20 protein-coding genes are annotated in these 19123 nt (G+C 56.8%); 19 read left to right on the top strand and 1 reads right to left on the bottom strand.

What is annotated here, in order from left to right:
• The first annotated feature begins 1 nt into the window (after nt 1).
• From ACZ5IU_RS15865 to ACZ5IU_RS15905, 9 genes are read left to right on the top strand one after another with little or no spacing between them, the layout of a single operon-like run.
• Nucleotides 2–226: a DUF2905 domain-containing protein gene (locus ACZ5IU_RS15865; protein ID WP_464419042.1), complete on the top strand. Its 225-nt coding sequence runs from the start codon at nt 2–4 to the stop codon at nt 224–226.
• Between the two features lie 19 nt (nt 227–245).
• Nucleotides 246–1664 carry a SpoIID/LytB domain-containing protein gene (locus tag ACZ5IU_RS15870; protein WP_464419044.1) on the top strand — a complete coding sequence of 473 codons (1419 nt, stop codon included), beginning with the start codon at nt 246–248 and terminating at the stop codon, nt 1662–1664.
• Nucleotides 1604–2716: a tRNA preQ1(34) S-adenosylmethionine ribosyltransferase-isomerase QueA gene (gene queA, locus ACZ5IU_RS15875; RefSeq protein ID WP_464419046.1), complete on the top strand. Its 1113-nt coding sequence runs from the start codon at nt 1604–1606 to the stop codon at nt 2714–2716. Before ACZ5IU_RS15870 ends, queA begins: the two co-directional genes overlap by 61 nt.
• Nucleotides 2717–2740: 24 nt before the next feature.
• Nucleotides 2741–4048: an AmmeMemoRadiSam system protein A gene (gene amrA, locus ACZ5IU_RS15880; RefSeq protein ID WP_464419048.1), complete on the top strand. Its 1308-nt coding sequence runs from the start codon at nt 2741–2743 to the stop codon at nt 4046–4048.
• Between the two features lie 17 nt (nt 4049–4065).
• Nucleotides 4066–5076: an AmmeMemoRadiSam system radical SAM enzyme gene (gene amrS / locus ACZ5IU_RS15885; RefSeq protein ID WP_464419050.1), complete on the top strand. Its 1011-nt coding sequence runs from the start codon at nt 4066–4068 to the stop codon at nt 5074–5076.
• Nucleotides 5073–6074: an endolytic transglycosylase MltG gene (mltG, locus tag ACZ5IU_RS15890; protein ID WP_464419052.1), complete on the top strand. Its 1002-nt coding sequence runs from the start codon at nt 5073–5075 to the stop codon at nt 6072–6074. The genes amrS and mltG overlap by 4 nt, the downstream gene beginning before the upstream one ends.
• Before the next feature lie 13 nt (nt 6075–6087).
• Nucleotides 6088–6342, top strand: coding sequence for a hypothetical protein (locus ACZ5IU_RS15895; RefSeq protein ID WP_464419054.1), 255 nt, complete (start codon nt 6088–6090; stop codon nt 6340–6342).
• Entirely contained in the window at nt 6339–7709 is a 1371-nt protein-coding gene (locus ACZ5IU_RS15900) for a TldD/PmbA family protein (protein ID WP_464419056.1), read from the top strand. Before ACZ5IU_RS15895 ends, ACZ5IU_RS15900 begins: the two co-directional genes overlap by 4 nt.
• A gap of 4 nt (nt 7710–7713) precedes the next feature.
• Nucleotides 7714–9954, top strand: coding sequence for a DNA translocase FtsK (locus ACZ5IU_RS15905; protein ID WP_464419058.1), 2241 nt, complete (start codon nt 7714–7716; stop codon nt 9952–9954).
• 27 nt (nt 9955–9981) lie between these two features.
• On the opposite strand, the gene rpmB is transcribed toward ACZ5IU_RS15905, so the two are convergent.
• Nucleotides 9982–10176: a 50S ribosomal protein L28 gene (rpmB, locus tag ACZ5IU_RS15910; protein ID WP_464419060.1), complete on the bottom strand. Its 195-nt coding sequence runs from the start codon at nt 10174–10176 to the stop codon at nt 9982–9984.
• A 109-nt stretch (nt 10177–10285) separates the two neighbouring features.
• On the opposite strand from rpmB, the gene xseB reads away from it, so the two are divergent.
• From xseB to obgE, 10 genes are all read left to right on the top strand, one after another.
• Entirely contained in the window at nt 10286–10513 is a 228-nt protein-coding gene (gene xseB / locus ACZ5IU_RS15915; RefSeq protein ID WP_464419062.1) for an exodeoxyribonuclease VII small subunit, read from the top strand.
• Nucleotides 10510–11421 carry a polyprenyl synthetase family protein gene (locus ACZ5IU_RS15920; RefSeq protein ID WP_464419064.1) on the top strand — a complete coding sequence of 304 codons (912 nt, stop codon included), beginning with the start codon at nt 10510–10512 and terminating at the stop codon, nt 11419–11421. The genes xseB and ACZ5IU_RS15920 overlap by 4 nt, the downstream gene beginning before the upstream one ends.
• Before the next feature lie 32 nt (nt 11422–11453).
• Nucleotides 11454–13355 carry a 1-deoxy-D-xylulose-5-phosphate synthase gene (dxs, locus tag ACZ5IU_RS15925; RefSeq protein WP_464419066.1) on the top strand — a complete coding sequence of 634 codons (1902 nt, stop codon included), beginning with the start codon at nt 11454–11456 and terminating at the stop codon, nt 13353–13355.
• Nucleotides 13342–14172, top strand: a complete 831-nt coding sequence (locus ACZ5IU_RS15930; protein WP_464419068.1) for a TlyA family RNA methyltransferase — start codon at nt 13342–13344, stop codon at nt 14170–14172. The genes dxs and ACZ5IU_RS15930 overlap by 14 nt, the downstream gene beginning before the upstream one ends.
• Entirely contained in the window at nt 14147–15022 is an 876-nt protein-coding gene (locus ACZ5IU_RS15935; RefSeq protein ID WP_464419070.1) for an NAD(+)/NADH kinase, read from the top strand. Before ACZ5IU_RS15930 ends, ACZ5IU_RS15935 begins: the two co-directional genes overlap by 26 nt.
• 5 nt (nt 15023–15027) lie before the next feature.
• A complete protein-coding gene (locus ACZ5IU_RS15940; RefSeq protein WP_464419072.1) occupies nt 15028–16677 on the top strand; it encodes an AAA family ATPase in 1650 nt (549 codons plus the stop codon).
• Nucleotides 16678–16802: 125 nt separating this feature from the next.
• Nucleotides 16803–17117: a 50S ribosomal protein L21 gene (rplU, locus tag ACZ5IU_RS15945; RefSeq protein WP_464419074.1), complete on the top strand. Its 315-nt coding sequence runs from the start codon at nt 16803–16805 to the stop codon at nt 17115–17117.
• A gap of 3 nt (nt 17118–17120) precedes the next feature.
• On the top strand, nt 17121–17444 hold the full coding sequence (locus ACZ5IU_RS15950; RefSeq protein WP_464419076.1) for a ribosomal-processing cysteine protease Prp: 324 nt from the start codon (nt 17121–17123) through the stop codon (nt 17442–17444).
• The gene (gene rpmA / locus ACZ5IU_RS15955) at nt 17441–17728 is read left to right on the top strand and encodes a 50S ribosomal protein L27 (RefSeq protein ID WP_464419078.1); all 288 of its coding nucleotides are present in this window, start codon (nt 17441–17443) and stop codon (nt 17726–17728) included. Before ACZ5IU_RS15950 ends, rpmA begins: the two co-directional genes overlap by 4 nt.
• Before the next feature lie 66 nt (nt 17729–17794).
• Nucleotides 17795–19099 (top strand): GTPase ObgE, encoded by a 1305-nt coding sequence (gene obgE / locus ACZ5IU_RS15960; RefSeq protein ID WP_464419080.1) that lies wholly within the window; start codon nt 17795–17797, stop codon nt 19097–19099.
• Nucleotides 19100–19123 lie beyond the last annotated feature (24 nt).

Consider the following 19123-nt stretch of genomic DNA (forward strand, 5'->3'; position numbering starts at 1 on the left):
CATGCAGTCGCTGGGAAAAAGTCTTTTCGTTCTTGGTTTGATTCTTATGTTCATGGGCGGAGTCATTTTCCTTTTCGGAAAGATCTCGTTCCCGTTCGGCCGTCTTCCCGGCGATTTCGTCTTTTCCAGAAAGAATGTCACCGTCTTCGCCCCGATGACGAGCATGGTTCTGTTGAGTATCATCATCACGATCGTTCTGAATCTCGTATCCCGATGGTTCAAATAACAGAATCCGGAGGTTATCCATGACGTACAGAAAATACCTTTCGATACTCTTCGCATCCTTTTGCGTCGTTCTCACTTTTCTCGCACCGCCATCCGAAGCGTCGACAATCCGCGTTCTCCTCGCAAACGGAGTCTCGTCCGCCGTCATTTCTTCCGCCCGCTCCGTTTCGCTTCAGGATGCGTCAGGAAAGAGAACGACACATCCGCATTCAGTTCACTGCACGCCGGTCTCTTCCCGTTCCGTTCTTGTCGACGGAAAGATGCGCACCCTCCCTCTGACACTGTCATCCTCCGCCCCACTTGCCTTCGGAAAGGCCCGATACCGCGGCGCCATCCGCGTCGTCCCGGCGAGAGCTGGACTTTCGGTCATCAACGTCGTGGACAGCGAAACATACCTTCGCGGCGTTCTGAAAATGGAGGCCAACCCGGCCTGGCCGACGGAAGCGCTCAAGGCACAGGCTATCGTATCGCGGACATATGCACTCCGTAGGGTTTCGGGGTCGGGCGGAAGGGAGTACGATGTATCGGACTCGATCGAATCGCAGGTCTACCGAGGCGTCAATGCGGAAGACCCTCGATGTGATGCGGCGATACGAAGCACTGCGGGGCTGATTCTCAGTTATGCCGGTGCGGTCGCCTTCACCCCGTTCCATTCTGACAGCGGCGGGAACACGGCCGATATCCGGGATGTCTGGGGGGGATCGTATCCCTATCTTTCAGGCGCAAAGGAACCAATCGCATACGATTCTCCGAATTCATCATGGAAAACGCGGCTCCCGGCAGCGACTGTCGAAAGCATCCTTTCCCGCATGAACAAATCCGTCGGACGTGTGACGAATGTTACGGTTCAAAGTTCCGACGCAGCCGGCCGCGCCGTGACTCTTCTCGTTTCGGGATCGAACGGACGCGTCACCGTCAGGGCGCATGACTTTCGCATGGCGGCGGGCCCCTCGGTTCTCCGGAGCACTGCCTTCTCGATCACTCCGGAAGGAGACTCTTCCGTTCCGCGGAAATCAGGAGCGATGACGGCCGGAAGCACGAACAGGGCAATTTCTCCCACTCCCGCACAGGAGAAATCACGGATAATCCCCGTCTCCTCGACCCCAATGTCGTTTCGTGAAGAAGAGGCACTGACCGCGCTGACGGAAAAGGGGGTATTTTCTGCGGAAGAACTGATCGACATGCTGAAGCGTCCTGAAACCCGCAAGGGATATCTCATCGAGGCAATCAACCGTTCGAAAAATGGCGCACCACAGGGTATTGCCACCATCGTCCCAGCGAATGCCTCCGGCGGCCAATCCTTTCTCTTCACCGGAAGAGGATGGGGACATGGAGTCGGGATGTCGCAATGGGGAGCGAAGTCTCTTGCGGAAAGCGGATGGACGTATACAAAGATACTTCAGCACTATTTTCCGGGAACGGAGTTGACTCGAAGATAGACATCCGTTCTGCCGTCGACCTGCTTCAAACGGAGTCGTACGATTACGAGCTCCCCGAGGAACTCATCGCACAAAATCCTGCGAATCCCAGGGATTCGTCACGTCTGCTTGTCATGCGCCGGAATACGGGAGGGGTTCGGCACTGTTTTTTCAGACAGCTTACGGAGATCATCCGTCCCTCCGATCTTCTCGTCCTGAACGATACTCGGGTTCTGCCGGCCCGTCTTCACGGGACGAAAAGTCCCGGTACGGCTTCCATCGAAATCCTGTTGCTTCGGCCGCAGGATCCCGCGTTCCTGCAGTGGGAAGCTCTCGTCCGACCGGCACGGCGCATGCATCCAGGGATGCATGTCATTCTCCAGGATGGAACTTCGCTGACGGTTCTCGACGAAATGGACGAAGGAATCCGCATTCTCGGTTTTCCCGAACGGACGGACGTCCTTCCTCTTCTTGATCGTATCGGAGATATTCCGCTGCCTCCATACATCACAAGATCTTCCGCTTCGCGGGATGCATATCAGACCGTTTTCGCAAAGAACTTCGGCTCCTGCGCGGCTCCGACGGCAAGCCTCCATTTCACGGAGTCCCTTCTCGACTCGTTGCGCGCATTGGGAGTCCGAACGGCATGGATCACTCTCCACGTCGGACTCGGAACCTTTCGTCCCGTTTCAGTATCCGATATTCGTCATCACCATATGCATTCCGAATGGTGTTCTCTTCCGGATGCCGCTGTCGCCGAGGTTCTCGCCTGCAAGAAACGCGGCGGACGAGTCATCGCGGCGGGGACGACGGTCGCACGCACACTCGAGAGCTTTGCACGCGACGACGGCAGCCTCGCCGCCGGAAGGCGAGATACGTCCCTCTTCATCTTCCCAGGATACCGGTTTCGCGTCATCGACGGCCTGATCACGAATTTTCATCTGCCGAAGAGTACGCTTCTGATGCTCGTCTGCGCTTTCGGCGGATATGAAAGCGTCATGCATGCCTACAGGGAAGCCGTCTCCATGCGATATCGCTTCTTCTCCTTCGGAGACGCGATGATGCTCCTGTAACAGCTGAAAGGTGGGATGATATCCATGTGGGTCTGGAAATGCGTCGCACCTCACCCTCCGATCATCGTACCGGAGGTAGGGCAGGGAAGGGAATCCGATGCGCACGCCACAATTTCTGCGATGAACCGGCTCTCATCGATTCTCTCTCCGCTTGTTCCGGATGTCGTTTTTCTGCTTTCTCCGCACGCCCCCTGTTCCGAAGGTCTCGCTTTCACGCTCGCGGACCGCTACAGCGGGAATTTTTCACAATTCGGAGCCCCCGAGCGGAGATTCGGCTTCCACGGAGACATCCCAGCGGGTGAAGCGCTCGCCCGGAGCCTGTCGCAAACCGTTCCCGTCAGAGTGCTTCACTCGCGCGAGGCGAGACTCGACCACGGTTGCATGGTTCCGCTTTCTTTTTTTCCGAAATCATGGGAGAACAGAGTCTCTCTGATCGTCGCCAATCCCATCGGGCTGGAACCGGAAGTGGCATACCGTGTCGGCGAACTTCTGCGGTCTTTCGAGGGAAGAGGACGGTGGGGGCTCCTCGCGAGTTCCGACCTTTCCCATCGTTTGAGTCCGGAGGCGCCGGCCGGATATGATCCGATCGCGCATTCCTTCGACGATGTCGTCGTGCACGCAATAGAGGAGGGAAGCGGGACGGAGCTCCTTTCCCTGCCTGAATCCCTGATCGAAAGAGCCGGAGAATGCGGGTACAGATCCGTCGCCGCGTTTCTGGGACTCTCGGGAGGGGAACGGACTTCCGTCCTTTCGTATGAAGGCCCGTACGGAGTCGGTTATTGCGTGGCGTACACGATTCCGGAGCGGTCAGTCTATCTTCCGGCGCTCGCCCGTTACGCAGTCGGAGAGATGCTCTCGAAGAAACGGATTCCCCCCACGCCCCCAATCCTCGATCCTTCCTATACGACGGCGAAGGCGTGTTTCGTCAGTTTGAAGACATGCGACGGCAATCTCCGGGGGTGTATCGGAACGATTCTTCCGCAACAGAATTCCCTCGTCGCGGAGGTTATTTCCAATGCCATATCGGCGGCTCTCCGTGATCCGCGTTTTCCACCCGTCGACATCGAAGAGCTCCCGAGGCTCGGATTTTCAGTCGATGTCCTTTCGGAACCGGAAGATGTCACGAATCTCGAAGACCTCAACCCGAGAAAATTCGGAGTCATTCTCGAGCACGGCTCCAGGAGGGGAGTCCTGCTTCCCGACCTGGAGGGAATCGATACCGTCGGGGAGCAGATTCGCATCGCCGCTGCGAAAGCGGGCATTCGTGCCCCCGAAGAGGCTTCGGTTTCCAGATTCACCGTCGAGCGCTTCGCGGAACGGCAGGAAGCGTGAGCGACGGAGACCGCCCCATGAAGAAAAACGCCGACTGGTGGCATAACGAAGGCGATGTGACATGCTGCGACCTGTGTCCGCACGCGTGCCGCGTTCCGGATGGGAAGACGGGACGATGCGGGGTCCGACGGAATATCGGTGGAACGCTGTTCGCGGAAAACTACGGACGCGTTTCCTCCGTATCGATGGATCCCGTGGAAAAGAAGCCGTTATATCACTGGCGTCCCGGAACCCGTGTTCTTTCGTTCGGCACCGTGGGATGTTCGATGGCATGCCCCTTCTGCCAGAATTGGGAGATCGCTTCATGGGAACCGACGATCGTCCTGCGGGAGATGACCGTTCGGGACGTCGTCCATCTTGCGGTCCTGCATGACGCGCGTGCGGTCGCTTTCACGTACAACGAACCGCTCGTCTGGTACGAATTTGTTGAAGAGTGCTCCGCTGCGCTCAGGAACGCCGGGATCGCCGTCGTTCTCGTCAGCAACGGAATGATTCGCGAATCTCCCCTTCGAAAAATGATCCCGTTTCTTTCGGCCGCCAACATCGACGTCAAATCGTTCGATCCCGACATTTACCGTTTTCTCGGAGGCGACCTTGAAACCGTTGTCAGAAACGTCGAGCTCCTTCACGCAGCAGGGATTCATACGGAAATCACGACGCTTGTCGTTCCCAACATAAGCGACGATATTGCGATATTCGACCGCGAGATCGCGTGGCTCGCCTCGGTCTCTCCGGACATTCCCCTGCACGTGACCCGCTACTTTCCACGTCACCTCTGGACGAAAGCTCCTACAACCGAACTTCTTCTCGAAGAAATGGTTCGCCGGGCGAAAAAAGTCCTCAGATATGTGTATGCCGGAAACATCGACCACAGGACGGATTCGCGATGTCCCGACTGTGACGCCCTGCTCGTGGCGCGGAAGGGGTACGATGTCTCCATCGTCGCGTTGAGATCAGACGGAACCTGCGCTGAATGCGGAAGGCGGCTCCCGTTCATTCAGGAGGATAAGGGGACACGACATCCATGAAATGGTTCTGGATTCTCTGCGATCTGTTCTTCATCATTTGCGCGCTTGCGCTCGTTTACACGTTCTGCGGCATTTCGACGGAAGAATGGGATCGTCTCTTCCCGCTCGGTTCGGGCTCTCCGGTCCGGGTATTCATCGCTCCGGGAAAGAACGGCCGGGAGATCGCAGATGTATTCCGGTCGGCGGACATCGTTCCTTCCGCGCCGGAACTCGCCCGATGGCTCCACAGATTCGCTCTTGACCGTTCCTTCAGACCCGGAACGTATTCCGTGCGGAAAGGGACTCCGTGGGAGGTCGCACGTCAGCTCAGGAGTGCGGTCCCCGAGCGGATCACTCTCACGATCGTTCCCGGAAGCGACCTTTTTTCCCTCGGCGATACGGTATCCGCTTCTCCTCAGATATTGAGAAAAGTTCTCGCCGACGACTCGTTTTTCCCGGCGCAGCTCTTGTCGCTGTTGCCGGCTTCCGCTGATCAACGAATTGCATTCCTGCTCCCCGAAACGTATGATGTCCCGGAACAATCCTTTGCCGCCCTCGTGAAAACGTCGTCGGTGCTTTGGCAAAACCGTCTGTTCGACAGGCTGAGTGGGCTTACGTCACGGGACATCCTCGAAGCGGCGATCATTGCATCGCTTGTGGAACGCGAAACGTCACGCGAATCCGAACGTCCGAGAATCGCCGGCGTCATTCGTAACCGTCTCGGGATCGGAATGCCCCTCCAGATCGACGCAACCGTCGTGTATGCGTGGAAACGCAGGGGGAGGACGATCACCAGGGTTTTGCATAAAGATCTCGAGATTGATTCCCCGTTGAATACGTACCGCATTACGGGATTACCGCCCGAACCGATCTGCATTCCGTCGGAAGGCTCATGGAAAGCGGCTCTGCAACCGGAGGAAAACGACTTTTTGTACTATGTTCTGAAAAAAGACGGATTGCACGTATTTGCGAAGAAGTATTCGGAACATCTTCGCAACATACGTGTCATTCGACGCTGACGGAGAAAAGACAATGGATGATTTTGCGCCTGTTACCGTACATCTCGAAACCCCTGCGGCGATCACGCTGCTGAGTTGGATTGTGGCCGACTGCGACGGCATCGGATACGTCACGACCGAAGACCCTTCCCAAGGCGTCGTGTCCATCTATTGCCTCCCCGGGAATATCGCCCGCATCGAAATCCTCCTCTCTTCGCTCCGGGAGGAAGGTTTTCCGGTCGTCTCATGGAACCGGGAGAATGAAATCCGGAAGGGGAAGGCGTCATGACGATATCGCACTATGCCGAACTTCTTCTTGATGACATCGTTTCCCGAAAACCGCGAACGTCCTGGCTCCTGAATGATCTCTACGCGGAGCGGACTGCGTGCCATTCGTGGCTTCTCGAGGATTCGAAGATAACGGAAAGCGTCTCTTCGTTTTCGAGCGGCGTCGCATCGAGAGCCGTCTCGCCATCGGGGACGCTCCTTTCTTTCCGGTCGGGAGCCACATTTTCAAACGCACTCGCCTGCATGGACGATATCTTCGGAGACACTTCCGCCAAAGCCGCACGGGCAGAAAGCGGGGATCGCGAAGCTCTTTTCTGCGGAGACGCCCGTTCGCAGGTTCTTCTTCCGGGCATTATCCGCGAGCTCGATTCGATGATCCGGTCATCTTCCTCGACTGTCAGACAGGTAACGCTGCGTTTCGATACGGGTGTGAAGGAAAAACTGATCTTCCCGGGAGAGAATTGCGTCAGGAACGAAACGGCGATCCGGACATCCCTCTCCCTTCACATTACAGTGTCGGACTGCGACGGAATGCAGACTGCATCCGACCTCATCGCGGGCGTTGCGGGGTGTGAATCATTCCTTCGGGACAACGATCTCTTCGAAAGAGCGAAGAGCCTTGTCGAACGAGCGGTGAACTTTCTTTCCGCGCCGAAATGCCCCGCAGGGAGATTCCCGGTCCTGCTTTCCGGAAAGACCGGAGGAACGATGATACACGAAGCCTGCGGCCACGGACTCGAAGCGGACATCGTCATGAAGGACTTTTCCGTCTTTCGGGATCGTCTCGGAGACACGGTCGCATCGCCTTTCGTCACGATCGTCGACGATCCGACATCGCCGTGCGCCTACGGCGGGTACGGCTGCGACGATGAAGGGACTCCGTCCCGGAGAACCGTTCTCGTAGACCGGGGGGTGTTGAACGGCTACCTGACGGACAGGGAAACCTCCGCCAAAATGAGTCTTCCGCTCACGGGAAACGGAAGGCGGGCGTCGTTTCGCCACGTTCCGATACCGAGAATGAGCGCCACCTCTCTCCTCCCCGGTCCAGAGAGGGAAGAATCGATCCTGGACGGCATGGGAAACGGACTGTATGTTACCCGGCTCGGAGGGGGAGAGGTCGATCCCACGACGGGCGATTTTGTATTCCAGGTTACGGAGGGATTCCAGGTGCAGGCCGGAAAGGTTCGCAACCCGGTCCGGGGGGCGCTGCTGGTCGGAAACGGTCCCGATGTTCTCAAGTCAATCGCCGCAGTCGGAGACCGCATGGAACTTTTCCCGGGGTATTGCGGAAAGAATGGGCAGGACGTTCCTATTTCCGACGGTCAACCCGCATTGCTTATACCTGATATCGTTGTCGGAGGAGAATAATTCGATGACCCGGAATACCGACGTTCCCTCATCTTCTTCCAGAAAGCGAAACAACGACCAGAAACAGGAAAAAAACACTGTGTCCCTCGTCATCGAAGCGATTGTATTCCTTCTCCTTTCGGGAAGCGTGTACGTTCTTGCGTCCCTTCTGACTCCGTGGACGGGAATCTGGGGAAAGAATATCACGACGGCGCTCGTCTCCAGATTCAGCGGTTCGATAGTCATTCCTTCTCTTTTCGTGTTCTTTGTTCTCGCTTCGGTGTTCTTCAAACGCCCGATCCGACGTTTTTTTCTTCAGACAATGGCAACTCTGCTGCTCTTTGTCGCGAGCGCTTTTCTCCTCGGTCTCCTTCACGCGTCGGGAGTCCATTGGACGCATCCTGTCTTTCGCCCGGGAGAACTCGGTTCATTCCTTTCGTCGTTTTTCCTGAAGAACTGCGGCGCCTTTGGAAGCATCCTGATCGGCTTCGTGGCAATATCAATTTCCTCCATGCTGTACGGTCTCCTTGATCCCAGGGTGGTCCTCGCGGGAGTCCGAAGTCTCTTTCTCAGGATCGCAAATATGGTCCCGAATCCGCTTCGGAAAGAAGCGTCCGCCCCTTTGAACGCTTCTGCCGGAACCATCAATAGGTGTCCGGATGCCCCCTCGACGATGAATGTCCCGGACATCTCCGAAGAAACACCGTATCAGTCCACGACGCCTGCCGACGATATTTCTGGGATTCGGGCGCCGGAAGAAAGAGACGCATCGAGTGACGAGAACCCCGAACCCGAATTCGATGTGCCGGACACTCCGCAGACGGGAACGACGCCCGCGGGATTTCCGCCGTCACTCGATCTCTTCGGGCCGTCGGTTTCTCCCGTCACGCCCGAACAATCTGAAAGCATCGTAACCCAGGGAAACGGGATCATTTCGACGCTCGCCGATTTCGGAGTCGAGGCCGAGCTCGCGGAGACGATCGTCGGTCCGACGGTCATACAGTTTCAGTTGCAGCTCGCTCCCGGGATCAAGGTCAGCAGAATATCGGGTCTCGCAAATGACCTCGCACTGACGCTCGCCGTTCCCGCGCTTCGCGTCGAGGCTCCCATACCCGGGAAACCGTTTGTCGGAATCGAGATCCCGAATCCCAAACGGCAGGGAATTTCCCTCCGAACGATTCTCGAGTCCGCTTCCTTTCAGAACACGGAATTCCGACTCCCGCTTCCCATGGGAGTCCGGATCGACTCCCGGCCGCTCGTAATCGGTCTCGAAGAGTTGCCTCACCTTCTCGTGGCCGGAACGACGGGCTCCGGAAAGAGCGTTTTCGTCAACGCGTGCATCAACGGACTATGCGCGTGCAGACCCCCTTCCGAACTTCGTTTTCTGCTCGTCGATCCGAAGCGAGTGGAGTTCAGCATCTACGAACATCTGCCGCATATGCTGACAAAGCCGGTCGTCTCCGCGAAAAAGGCGGTCCAGGCGCTTGCATGGGCGGTAAGGGAAATGGAGTCGCGGTACGAGATGTTCGCGTCCGCGCGAGTCCGTAATCTCGACTCGTACAATGAACGCGTCCTTCCAAAGGATCGGCTTCCGTCCATCGTCATCGTCGTGGATGAACTTGCGGATCTCATGTTCACGTCGCCGAAGGAAGTCGAGGACTACGCGTGCAGACTTGCGCAAATGGCGCGCGCCACCGGAATACACCTTGTTCTTGCGACGCAGCGTCCGTCCGTCAATGTCATTACCGGACTCATCAAAGCGAATATCCCGGCCCGCGTGGCGTTTTCCCTTCCCTCTCAGACGGACTCCCGAACCATCATTGATACATCGGGAGCGGAACGCCTTCTGGGAAAGGGCGATATGCTCTTCACGAGCACGAGACATCCGCGTCCCATCCGGCTGCAGTCACCTTTCATAGACGAGGACAAGACTCTCGCGCTGATAAACGCCCTGATCGAGGTCTTTGGAGAGCCGGAGTATGTCGATATCGAGGATCAGGAAAACGGGAACGGGAGCGGCAATGAAGCGAATTTCACCGATGATCCGCTTCTCGAGGAAGCGACCAGGATCGTGATCGAAACCGGAATCGCTTCCGCAAGCCGCCTGCAGCGACAGCTCCGGATCGGGTTCACCAGAGCCGCACGAATTATAGATACACTTGAACAGTTAGGTATTGTGGGACCGCCGGAAGGATCGAAGCCCAGGGAAATTCTGGTCGACGAGGAGCGTGCCGTGGAAATCCTGCGGGATTCCACAGGAGAATGAACCGGAAAAGAAGAAAAAAGCGGGCGATTACACCGCCCGCTTTACACTTGAGGAACGAAGGCATCGGGAGCAGATACGCATCCGACGGGCCTCTCCGCCTCCGACATCGACCTTCACACTGCGAAGATTGACAAGCCATCGTCTCCGTGTATGGCGATTCGAATGACTGACCGCGTTTCCCGTAGCCGGGCCGCGACCGCAGCATTCGCATACTCGTGCCATGAGCATTTTCCCTCCCTTTTTCGTATAATGTCCAAACGAGCGGATTTTATCATAATCCGCCGTATCGGGTAAGCCCTGAATTGCAGGAATTCCTGAAGGAGGAAGCCGAATGTCCTTTTCGGATAACATGTCCCGGCTTGAGGAGGTCGTCGAACGTCTCGAACGGGAAACGCTATCGCTGGATGACGCAGTCTCCCTGTTCGAACAGGGAATGGGGATGGCTCGCGAATGCGAGCGGTACCTTGAAGAGGCGCACCAGAAAGTCAGCCTGTTGACCTCTGGCGGGGATCTTGTTCCGTTTGCCCCGAACGCACGTGAATCGGGCGAAAAACAATGATGACCGATCTCATGACGATGGTTCCGGAGAATCTGAACCGGCTTCGAATCCTCGTTGACGAGAAACTTGAGACGCTGTGCGCCGAACGTCCATCCGCGATTCCCCAACGCCTCTGGGACTCCGTAACCTACTCGCTTCTTGCCGGAGGGAAGCGTCTTCGGCCGGCGCTCTGCATCGCAGCCGCGGAAATGCTCTCGGTCAAACCGGAAAGGGTCATTCCGATGGCGCTCGCACTCGAGATGATCCATACCGCATCGCTGATCCACGATGACCTTCCTGCAATGGACAACGATACTCTCCGCAGAGGGAAACCGACGAACCACGTCCTTTTCGGAGAATCCCTCGCGATCCTTGCCGGGGATGCGCTCCTCGTATGGGGTTTTTCGCATCCTCTCGAAACGCTCCTCCGCCTCGGAAACGAACCAGAAGACGTCATCGACGCACTGAGTGCCTTCGCAGACGCGGTGGGACCCTCCGGAATATGTGGCGGTCAGGTGCTCGACACTGACACGATGAGCTGGACGGAAGAGGATGGATTCGTCCGCGAAATCTCGATACGAAAAACGGCGGTTCTGATTCGCGCATCGGTTCTGACCGGCGCCATTCTCGCACATGGAGACGCAACGATCCGAAAGGCGATAGGGGAGTATGGTATGCACCTCGGCATTGCGTTTCAGATCGTTGACGATATACTTGACGTAACGTCCAGCGCCGAAGAGCTTGGAAAGACTCCCGGCAAGGATGCCGACCAGGGAAAGAAGACGTTCGTCGCCGCCTACGGTCTTGACGGCGCAAAGAAAATGGCCGTCGCCGAAAGCGAAACGGCGATTTCTTCATTGTCGTGCTACGGACGTGAAGCGTGGTTCCTCCGGGGCCTCGCAGAATATTTGGTTCACAGACATCATTGAGATCCGGGAAACGTCCGGAAGGAGGGCGAGAGATGGTGGATCTCCTCGGAAAATACGATTCGTACAAGGATCTCGCAAACCTCTCGAAAGAATCGCTCGACAGGCTTGCGGAGGATGTCAGGAAGCTCATCATCTCCGTCGTCACGAAAAACGGAGGACATCTCGCATCCTCTCTCGGAACCGTGGAACTGACGATTTCGCTCCTTCGCAAGTTCGACCCCGCGAAAGACAGAATCATCTTCGACGTCGGGCACCAGATGTACGCATACAAGATCCTCACGGGGCGACGGGACCTTTTCCCGACGCTTCGGACGTGGGGAGGACTGAGCGGCTTTCCGAAACGCGGCGAGAGCGAATTCGATCACTTCGAGGCGGGACACAGCAGTACCTCGCTTTCAGCCGCGCTCGGATTCGCGAAAGCCCGAGACATTCTGGAACAGGATCATCATGTCGTCGCTGTCATCGGCGACGCTTCCCTCATGAACGGGATGGCGTTCGAGGCGCTGAACTATACCAAGGAAGCGCGCACTAAGGTCATCTTTGTTCTCAACGACAACACGATGTCCATCAGTCCCCGCATCGGAGGGTTCGCGACGCAGCTCGCGCGTTTGAGTTCGAGCACAACCTATACGTGGCTCAAGAAGACCATCAAGGATTCGTTTCACTCCATGCCGAGGGGCGAGGCACTGGAGCATGTCGTCTCGCGGATGAAGGACCAGATCAAAAGCATCGTCAAACCTGAGAACATCTTCGACGAACTCGATATCAACTACTGGGGACCCTTCGACGGACACAATATCCTCGAGATCGAGACGGTTCTCGAGATGGCAAAAAGATACGACAAGCCCGTCCTCCTTCATATCCTCACGAAGAAAGGCAAGGGGTACGCAAAGGCCGAGGAACAACCTACGCGGTTTCACGGGCTTTCCCCGTCGTCGCCGGAGCCGAAGCAAAATACGGATGTCCGGTCCCCGTCGATCTCCTGGAGCGCCGCCGCGGGCGATACCCTCGTGCGGCTCGCCGAGAAAGACAGGAGTATCGTCTGTCTGACCGCCGCGATGAAGGAAGGATCATCTCTCGACGGTTTTGAAAAACGCTTTCCCGATCGTTTCTACGATGTCGGGATCGCCGAGGAGCACATGCTCACCATGGCGGCCGGGATGGCGGCGGGAGGACTTCGTCCGGTTGTTTTCATTTACTCGACTTTCCTTCAGCGTGCCATGGATCAGCTCGTCCACGACGTCGCAATGCAGAACCTCCCGGTCGTCTGCGCCGTCGATCGCGCCGGACTCGTCGGAGAAGACGGCGAAACGCATCAGGGAGTTCTCGATATCTCATGGGGACGTCCGATTCCGAATATGTCTATTCTGGCGCCGAGAGATACCGAAGATCTCGAAGTCATGTTCCGGCATGCCCTGAAGAAAAACGGTCCGACGATGATCCGTTATCCGCGCGGAACGGCGCCGGTTTCCCTGTGCAGGATCTGCCCTCCGGCAAACGCGGAACAGATCCGGCCGGAAGTCCTTTACGCCGGGGATGAGTGGTGTCTCATCGGATTCGGATCGACCATCCGCACTCTTCTCGACGCCCGTGCGCTGGCCATCGCAAAGGGATTCCCGGCTCCGACGGTCGTCGACCTCAGGCAGATCAAGCCTCTGGATATCTCCGTTCTCGCACCGTTTCTCCTGAGACACGAAAGAATCGTCATCCTCGAAGACGGCTTTACCATATCGGGAGCGGGAGAGGCTATCTCGTGCCTTGCGTCGGATATCGGATCACAGGCCGTGGTCATCAGGCTGGGCGTTCCCGACGCCTTTATTCCGCACGGGAACGTCGAGAAACAGCGTGTATTCTGCGGTATGACCGCTGAAAGTGTGGTGGCCTCGTATTCTCTCCAGAAAAAAAGAACGCCTCGACCGATTGCTTGTCTCTAGAGGACTCGTTGCCTCGCGCGTTCAGGCACAGGCGTTCATCCTCGAGGGACGCGTCCGCGTGGAAGGCACCGTCGTATCGAAGGCCGGTGAAGCCGTGGCCCCTGAAGCCATGATTTCGATTTCGCTTCCCCAAAAGACCTGGGTCAGCAGAGGAGCTCACAAACTCCTGAAGGCGCTGGATGCCTTCTCCGCAGATCCCGATGGATGTCTGTGCGCCGATATCGGGGCATCGACCGGGGGGTTTACCGAAGTGCTGCTCGCGCGCGGAGCGCGCAGGGTATACGCCATAGATGTCGGATATGGCCAGCTGGCGTGGTCCCTCAGGAACGACCCGAGAGTCGTTGTGATGGAACGAACGAATGCACGCTCAATCACAAGGGAGTCGTTCGAAGGGCCTCTTGATTTCGTGACGATCGATGTTTCGTTCATATCGCTCAGAATCATTTTGCCCGTCGTCGAATGTCTTCTCTCCGACAATGGAACGGTCATCGCGCTCGTCAAACCGCAATTCGAAGCCGGCCGCGAATCCATCGGAAAGGGAGGCGTCGTCCGCGATCCGACCGTTCAACGGCGCGTGCTTGATCTTCTCTCGGATTTCCTCCGCGAACGAACATCCATGACGCTCGCGGGATGCACGTTTTCTCCGATCCGTGGTCCGAGCGGCAATATCGAGTTCCTGTTCCACATCGTCAGATCGGAGGTTCCATCCTCCGGGGAACCCGCTTTCGGCTCCATTGTGGAAGAAGCGCACCGTATTCTTTCATCCTCCGTCGACGAGGAGGCGCACACCCGTGCAGACTCTGGGAATTCTCGTTAACACACAGAAACCGCAGGCCATACAGAAGGCGCGACATATCATGGCGTGGGGAAAAAACAAGGGCATTCAGTTCCTTCTTCCGCCGCACGAGGCATCCGTTCTCGGCGTCGAAGGCGTATCCGACGACATCTGGAGAACCAATGTCGAGGCGGGAATTGTCATCGGCGGAGACGGAACCTTCCTCCGGGCAGGCAGATATGTCCTCGACCATGGGGTTCCCCTCTACGGAATCAACCTTGGAAATATGGGATTCCTGGCGTCGGGGAAGCCCGAGGAATTCGAGGCGGACCTCGAACGGATCGTTTCGGGACTTTTCGAGATAGAACCCCACCACGTGCTCGAGGGAACTGTCTGGAGGGAAGACCTGTGTCTCCACACGATGTTCGCTCTGAACGACCTCGTCGTTTCAAAAGGCGCTTTCGCCCGACTCGTGACGATAGAGATCAGGTTCGGTTCCGAATTCGTATCGCATATCGCCGCCGACGGAATCATCGTCGCCACCCCGACCGGATCGACCGCTTACGCACTCTCCGCCGGAGGCCCGATCGTCCCGCCCCATGTTCCGTGCATGGTCGTCGCACCGATATGCGCTCACACGTTGTATTCCCGTCCCGTCATAGCGGGAGAAAAGGATCTCATTTCCCTCATACCGAAGGGAAGTCCGAGAGACGTCATGCTCACGCAGGACGGTCAGCTCGGCTACGAATTGCTGCCCGGAGACAGAATTGAAATCTCCCTTTCGAAAGAGAAGCACGTTCGCATGATCGTGCTTCCTCATCGACGGTTCTTCGCCCTCGTGCAGGAGAAATTTCGATGGGGGACCGGCACGATTCTGTACGAAAAGGAATAGGGTCGATGACCGGCGAACTGATATTTTCCAACATCGGCGGGATCACAGACGCGCGCATCGCTCTCGAGGGGAGGTTCATCGCCGTCACGGGGGAAAGCGGCGCGGGAAAGAGCAGCATCGTCAGGGCTCTCGAGCTCCTGACCGGCGTCCGTTCATCCGCGAGCATTCTTCGAGCCGGAACGGAACAAGCGGAAGTTTTTTATTCGTTTGACTCTGCGCGAATGGCTCCGCAATTTCACGAGAAAGAACCGATCCTCGTCAGGAGGATCATAAGCGCGTCGGGGAAAAACCGGACGTACGTCCAGGATCGCCCCGTCACCCTTTCCTCTCTCGAACGACTTATGGAACCCCATATCCGCATCCAGAGCCAGTTCGCTCAAATGCGTCTTCTGGACCCCGACGACCAGATGGCTATTCTCGACGCATCCGGCGGAGAAGCTCTCGCAAAACTCAAAGGAGCGCTCCTTTCCTACTGGACCGACGCAATTTCCAAAGAGCGATTGCTCCGAGATATCCAGAAAAAACGCAAGGAAATAGAAAACACCTACTCGTCTGCGGACAAGATTCTTCCGGCGCTTCGTTCATTGAGTCTCACTCCGGAATGCGACCGGGAGTGGGAGACTTTGCGGCTGGAATTGCAGGAACGTGTCCATGCGATGCGGCGTGTATCCGAGCACTTCCTTCGCCTGACGGGAGGGAAGAGTGAGCCGGGAATTCTCGACGAACTGGAACAAACGCTTTCGGCCCTTCAGTCCGTCCTTCCGGAAAATCTCGCTCACGAGCTCGCGATTGCCGCCGACGAAGGCGTCTCGCGGATCCGCCAATCTCTTCATGCTCTCGAAAATCTCTTCGGCCCGCGGGAACTTGACGTAGCGGAGACGGCACTCGAAGACCACGAAAAACGTCTCGGACTCTACAGAAAAACCCTCAGGCAGGCCGGACTCTCGTCATCCGGCGAACTCATCGAATATTCTCGACGCGCTCAATCGGAACTATCCTGGCTTTCCTCATCGCATGCCGAAGTGGAGAGTCTTCAGAACGAGATCCTGAAACTGAAGAAAGAGGCAAGCAGGACAGCCCTCGCGCTCAGGGACGCGCGTCGATTGATTGCTTCAGGGTTGCAGCGGAAGGTAACGGAGACACTCCGGGAACTCGCGATGTCCGGAACGCTTTTTCGGATCGACATCGAACCGCAGGAGCGTATTCGAAGCACCGGGGCCGATATTGTGTCCTTTCTCTTCTCCCCGGACGGAGAGCGATTTCTCCCGGTCCAGCGGGTCGCTTCGGGAGGAGAACTGAGCCGTCTCCTCCTCGCGTTGCAGGTCGCGATGCCCGAAGAGCTCCTCCCGGAAACACTCGTATTCGACGAGGTCGAAGCGGGACTCGGCGGTCAGGCGGCGCTCCTCACGGGTCTACGGCTTCGTGAACTCTCCAGATCGTGCAGAATTCTCCTCGTAACACACGAAGCGACGCTGGCTTCCTTGGCGGACCAGCACTTTCTCGTCGAACGGGAAGGCGCCGAAAGCCTGATTCGCGAAGTCAGGGGAGATGAACGTGTCAGGGAAATCGCGAGAATGCTGTCGGGAGATCCGGATTTGAAGGAAGCTCAGGATCACGCACGACGAATTCTCCGGGGAGAACATCTCATGAATTGACGAATACGCGGAGAATGGCTAAAATATTTCGGATTATGCAGTTTCCCGATATATAATCGGGTATGTCGCATGGAGCAGGCCAGAAAGCCTAAAAGGCGCCTTCTCCGGCGAAGGGAGGACAAGTAATGTACGCGATAGTTGAAACGGGAGGAAAGCAGTATCGGGTGCAGCCAGGCGATATCGTGCGGGTCGAGAGCATCTGCGGGGAACCGGGCAGCGCGGTTTCTCTGGACAGGGTTCTTCTGGTGTCGGACGACACGACGGTATCGACGGGGACGCCGTATGTCCGCGGCGCAGCCGTTACTGCGGAGATCGTCCAGCACGGACGCGGAGACAAGATCATCGTCTTCAAGTTCAAGAGCAAGAAGAATGTCAGGAAAAAGCAGGGACACCGCCAGAACTTCACCGACATAAAGATACAGGGGATCTCTCTTTCCTGACGGATGACGGAGATCCGGGTCTTCTACAAAAACGGCGTCGTCGAAGCGATATCAGCGGACGGACATTCAGAGTTCGCCGACAAGGGAAACGATATTGTATGCGCCGGCGTTTCGACAGTGTTCCGGATGCTCGCGATCGCGGTCGTACGGGTTCTTGAGAGACCCGAGTTGTTCGAGATCGACGAATCTTCAGCGTCCATGAAGGTTTTTCTTCCTGCAGCCGTCTGCAGAGACGCTTTTTTGCTCATCGAAGCCGCCGTGGACATGTTGCGGGAGTTCGAGTCACAATATCCGAAAAACGTACGCATAGTGGAGGTGCGGTCATGAATCTCCTTGGAAAATTCGATCTGCAGTTTTTCGCCCACAAGAAGGGGCAGGGGAGCAGCACAAACGGCCGTGACAGCGCGGCACAGAGACTCGGCATCAAGATGTATGCGGGGGAAGAGGCGCGGGCGGGGAATATCCTCGTACGGCAGCGCGGAACCAAGATCCATCCGGGAGCGAACGTCGGCCGCGGCAAGGATGATACGCTCTTCGCCCTGAAGGATGGAGTTGTCCGGTATCACGCGAGCGGAGAGAGAAAGTTCGTTTCCGTTCTCATCTCGGAATAGAAGTCGAAAGCGACAGAATGACACTTCTGAAGGGCCTTCGATCTGCAAGGCCCTCTTTTTTATCCCATGAAGTTTATTGATCTTGTTCGCGTCCTCGTCCGTGGAGGACGAGGAGGAAACGGATGCCTGAGCTTCCGGAGGGAGAAATACATCCCAAAGGGAGGTCCTGACGGCGGCGATGGCGGTTGCGGCGGGAGCGTCGTTTTGCGTGCGGTTTCGGGCATTCATACGCTCGCAGACTTCGAGTACGAGAAAAAATTTCAAGCCGGAAGCGCTGAAGCGGGCAAGGGGAAATGTATGCACGGCAGGAACGGTGAAGATCTCGTGATCGATGTCCCATGCGGAACGATAGTTCGGGACGCGGACACAAAAGAGATTTTCGCCGACCTTGTGGAACCGGACGAGCGGTTCGTCGTTGCCCGTGGAGGAAAGGGCGGAAGAGGCAATATCCACTTTTCCTCATCGGTTCGCCGGGCTCCCCGCTTTGCCGAAAAGGGACTCGACGGAGAGGAACGTTACATCCTGCTCGAGCTCAAACTCATAGCCGACGTCGGCCTTATCGGTATGCCGAACGCCGGGAAATCGAGTCTTCTCGCAGCCATATCCAATGCTCACCCCAAAATCGCCGGATACCCGTTCACGACGCTTTCCCCGAATCTCGGCATCTTGGCGGTCGATGACGAGAAGATAGTCATTGCGGACGTGCCGGGTCTCATTGAGGGAGCGCATGAAAACAAGGGCTTGGGGCATTATTTCCTTCGCCATGTCGAAAGGACGCGCGCGCTCGTTCACGTTCTCGACATGAGTCTGGGCGATCCCGATCTCATCCTCGAACACTGGAGAGCTATCCGTGAAGAATGCGGGATGTACAATCCTGATCTTCTGAGCCGTCCGTATGTAGTTGTCGGCAACAAACTCGACTTACCGAAAGCGCGGGAAAATCTGGGCTCTCTCTCCGCTTCTTTTTCGGAAAAGGGGATTCGGTTTCTGGCGATCAGCGCCCTTTCAGGAGAGGGAATACAGGCATTTATCGATGAAATTGTCGCCGTGTGCAGAACGGCGCCGCGTCCGGCTGGCGAGACGAGACTCGCCCCGGTTCAGGATTCGTCGCCAAGAACGATGCGCCGCGACAGATACGACCAGGTTCAGATCGTCCCTCAGCCCGACGGCTCTTTTCTCGTTCTCCAACCGAGCATGGAACGTTCCATACGAAGGTATGACTTCGAGCAGGAAGATGCCCTTCCCCGATTCGCGAAACTCCTGAAACGGTATCGCGTCGAGGAGCTTCTTCTTGAAGCCGGAGCCCAGGCCGGAGATACTATCGTTATCGGGGGAATGGAATTCGATTTCGAACCGGATAAGGTCGAATAGGACATCTCGAAGGAGTTGTTGCTC

The organism is Lactivibrio alcoholicus (genome assembly GCF_055390895.1).

Coding starts and splice junctions, on each gene's coding strand:
- dxs (WP_464419066.1), top strand. CDS start 11,454: ATGGTGGATCTCCTCGGAAAATACGATTCGTACAAGGATCTCGCAAAC.
- rplU (WP_464419074.1), top strand. CDS start 16,803: ATGTACGCGATAGTTGAAACGGGAGGAAAGCAGTATCGGGTGCAGCCA.
- ACZ5IU_RS15895 (WP_464419054.1), top strand. CDS start 6,088: ATGGATGATTTTGCGCCTGTTACCGTACATCTCGAAACCCCTGCGGCG.
- ACZ5IU_RS15900 (WP_464419056.1), top strand. CDS start 6,339: ATGACGATATCGCACTATGCCGAACTTCTTCTTGATGACATCGTTTCC.
- ACZ5IU_RS15905 (WP_464419058.1), top strand. CDS start 7,714: ATGACCCGGAATACCGACGTTCCCTCATCTTCTTCCAGAAAGCGAAAC.
- mltG (WP_464419052.1), top strand. CDS start 5,073: ATGAAATGGTTCTGGATTCTCTGCGATCTGTTCTTCATCATTTGCGCG.
- queA (WP_464419046.1), top strand. CDS start 1,604: ATGGACGTATACAAAGATACTTCAGCACTATTTTCCGGGAACGGAGTT.
- obgE (WP_464419080.1), top strand. CDS start 17,795: ATGAAGTTTATTGATCTTGTTCGCGTCCTCGTCCGTGGAGGACGAGGA.
- rpmA (WP_464419078.1), top strand. CDS start 17,441: ATGAATCTCCTTGGAAAATTCGATCTGCAGTTTTTCGCCCACAAGAAG.
- ACZ5IU_RS15920 (WP_464419064.1), top strand. CDS start 10,510: ATGATGACCGATCTCATGACGATGGTTCCGGAGAATCTGAACCGGCTT.
- xseB (WP_464419062.1), top strand. CDS start 10,286: ATGTCCTTTTCGGATAACATGTCCCGGCTTGAGGAGGTCGTCGAACGT.
- ACZ5IU_RS15950 (WP_464419076.1), top strand. CDS start 17,121: ATGACGGAGATCCGGGTCTTCTACAAAAACGGCGTCGTCGAAGCGATA.
- rpmB (WP_464419060.1), bottom strand. CDS start 10,176: ATGGCACGAGTATGCGAATGCTGCGGTCGCGGCCCGGCTACGGGAAAC.
- ACZ5IU_RS15865 (WP_464419042.1), top strand. CDS start 2: ATGCAGTCGCTGGGAAAAAGTCTTTTCGTTCTTGGTTTGATTCTTATG.
- amrA (WP_464419048.1), top strand. CDS start 2,741: ATGTGGGTCTGGAAATGCGTCGCACCTCACCCTCCGATCATCGTACCG.
- amrS (WP_464419050.1), top strand. CDS start 4,066: ATGAAGAAAAACGCCGACTGGTGGCATAACGAAGGCGATGTGACATGC.
- ACZ5IU_RS15940 (WP_464419072.1), top strand. CDS start 15,028: ATGACCGGCGAACTGATATTTTCCAACATCGGCGGGATCACAGACGCG.
- ACZ5IU_RS15870 (WP_464419044.1), top strand. CDS start 246: ATGACGTACAGAAAATACCTTTCGATACTCTTCGCATCCTTTTGCGTC.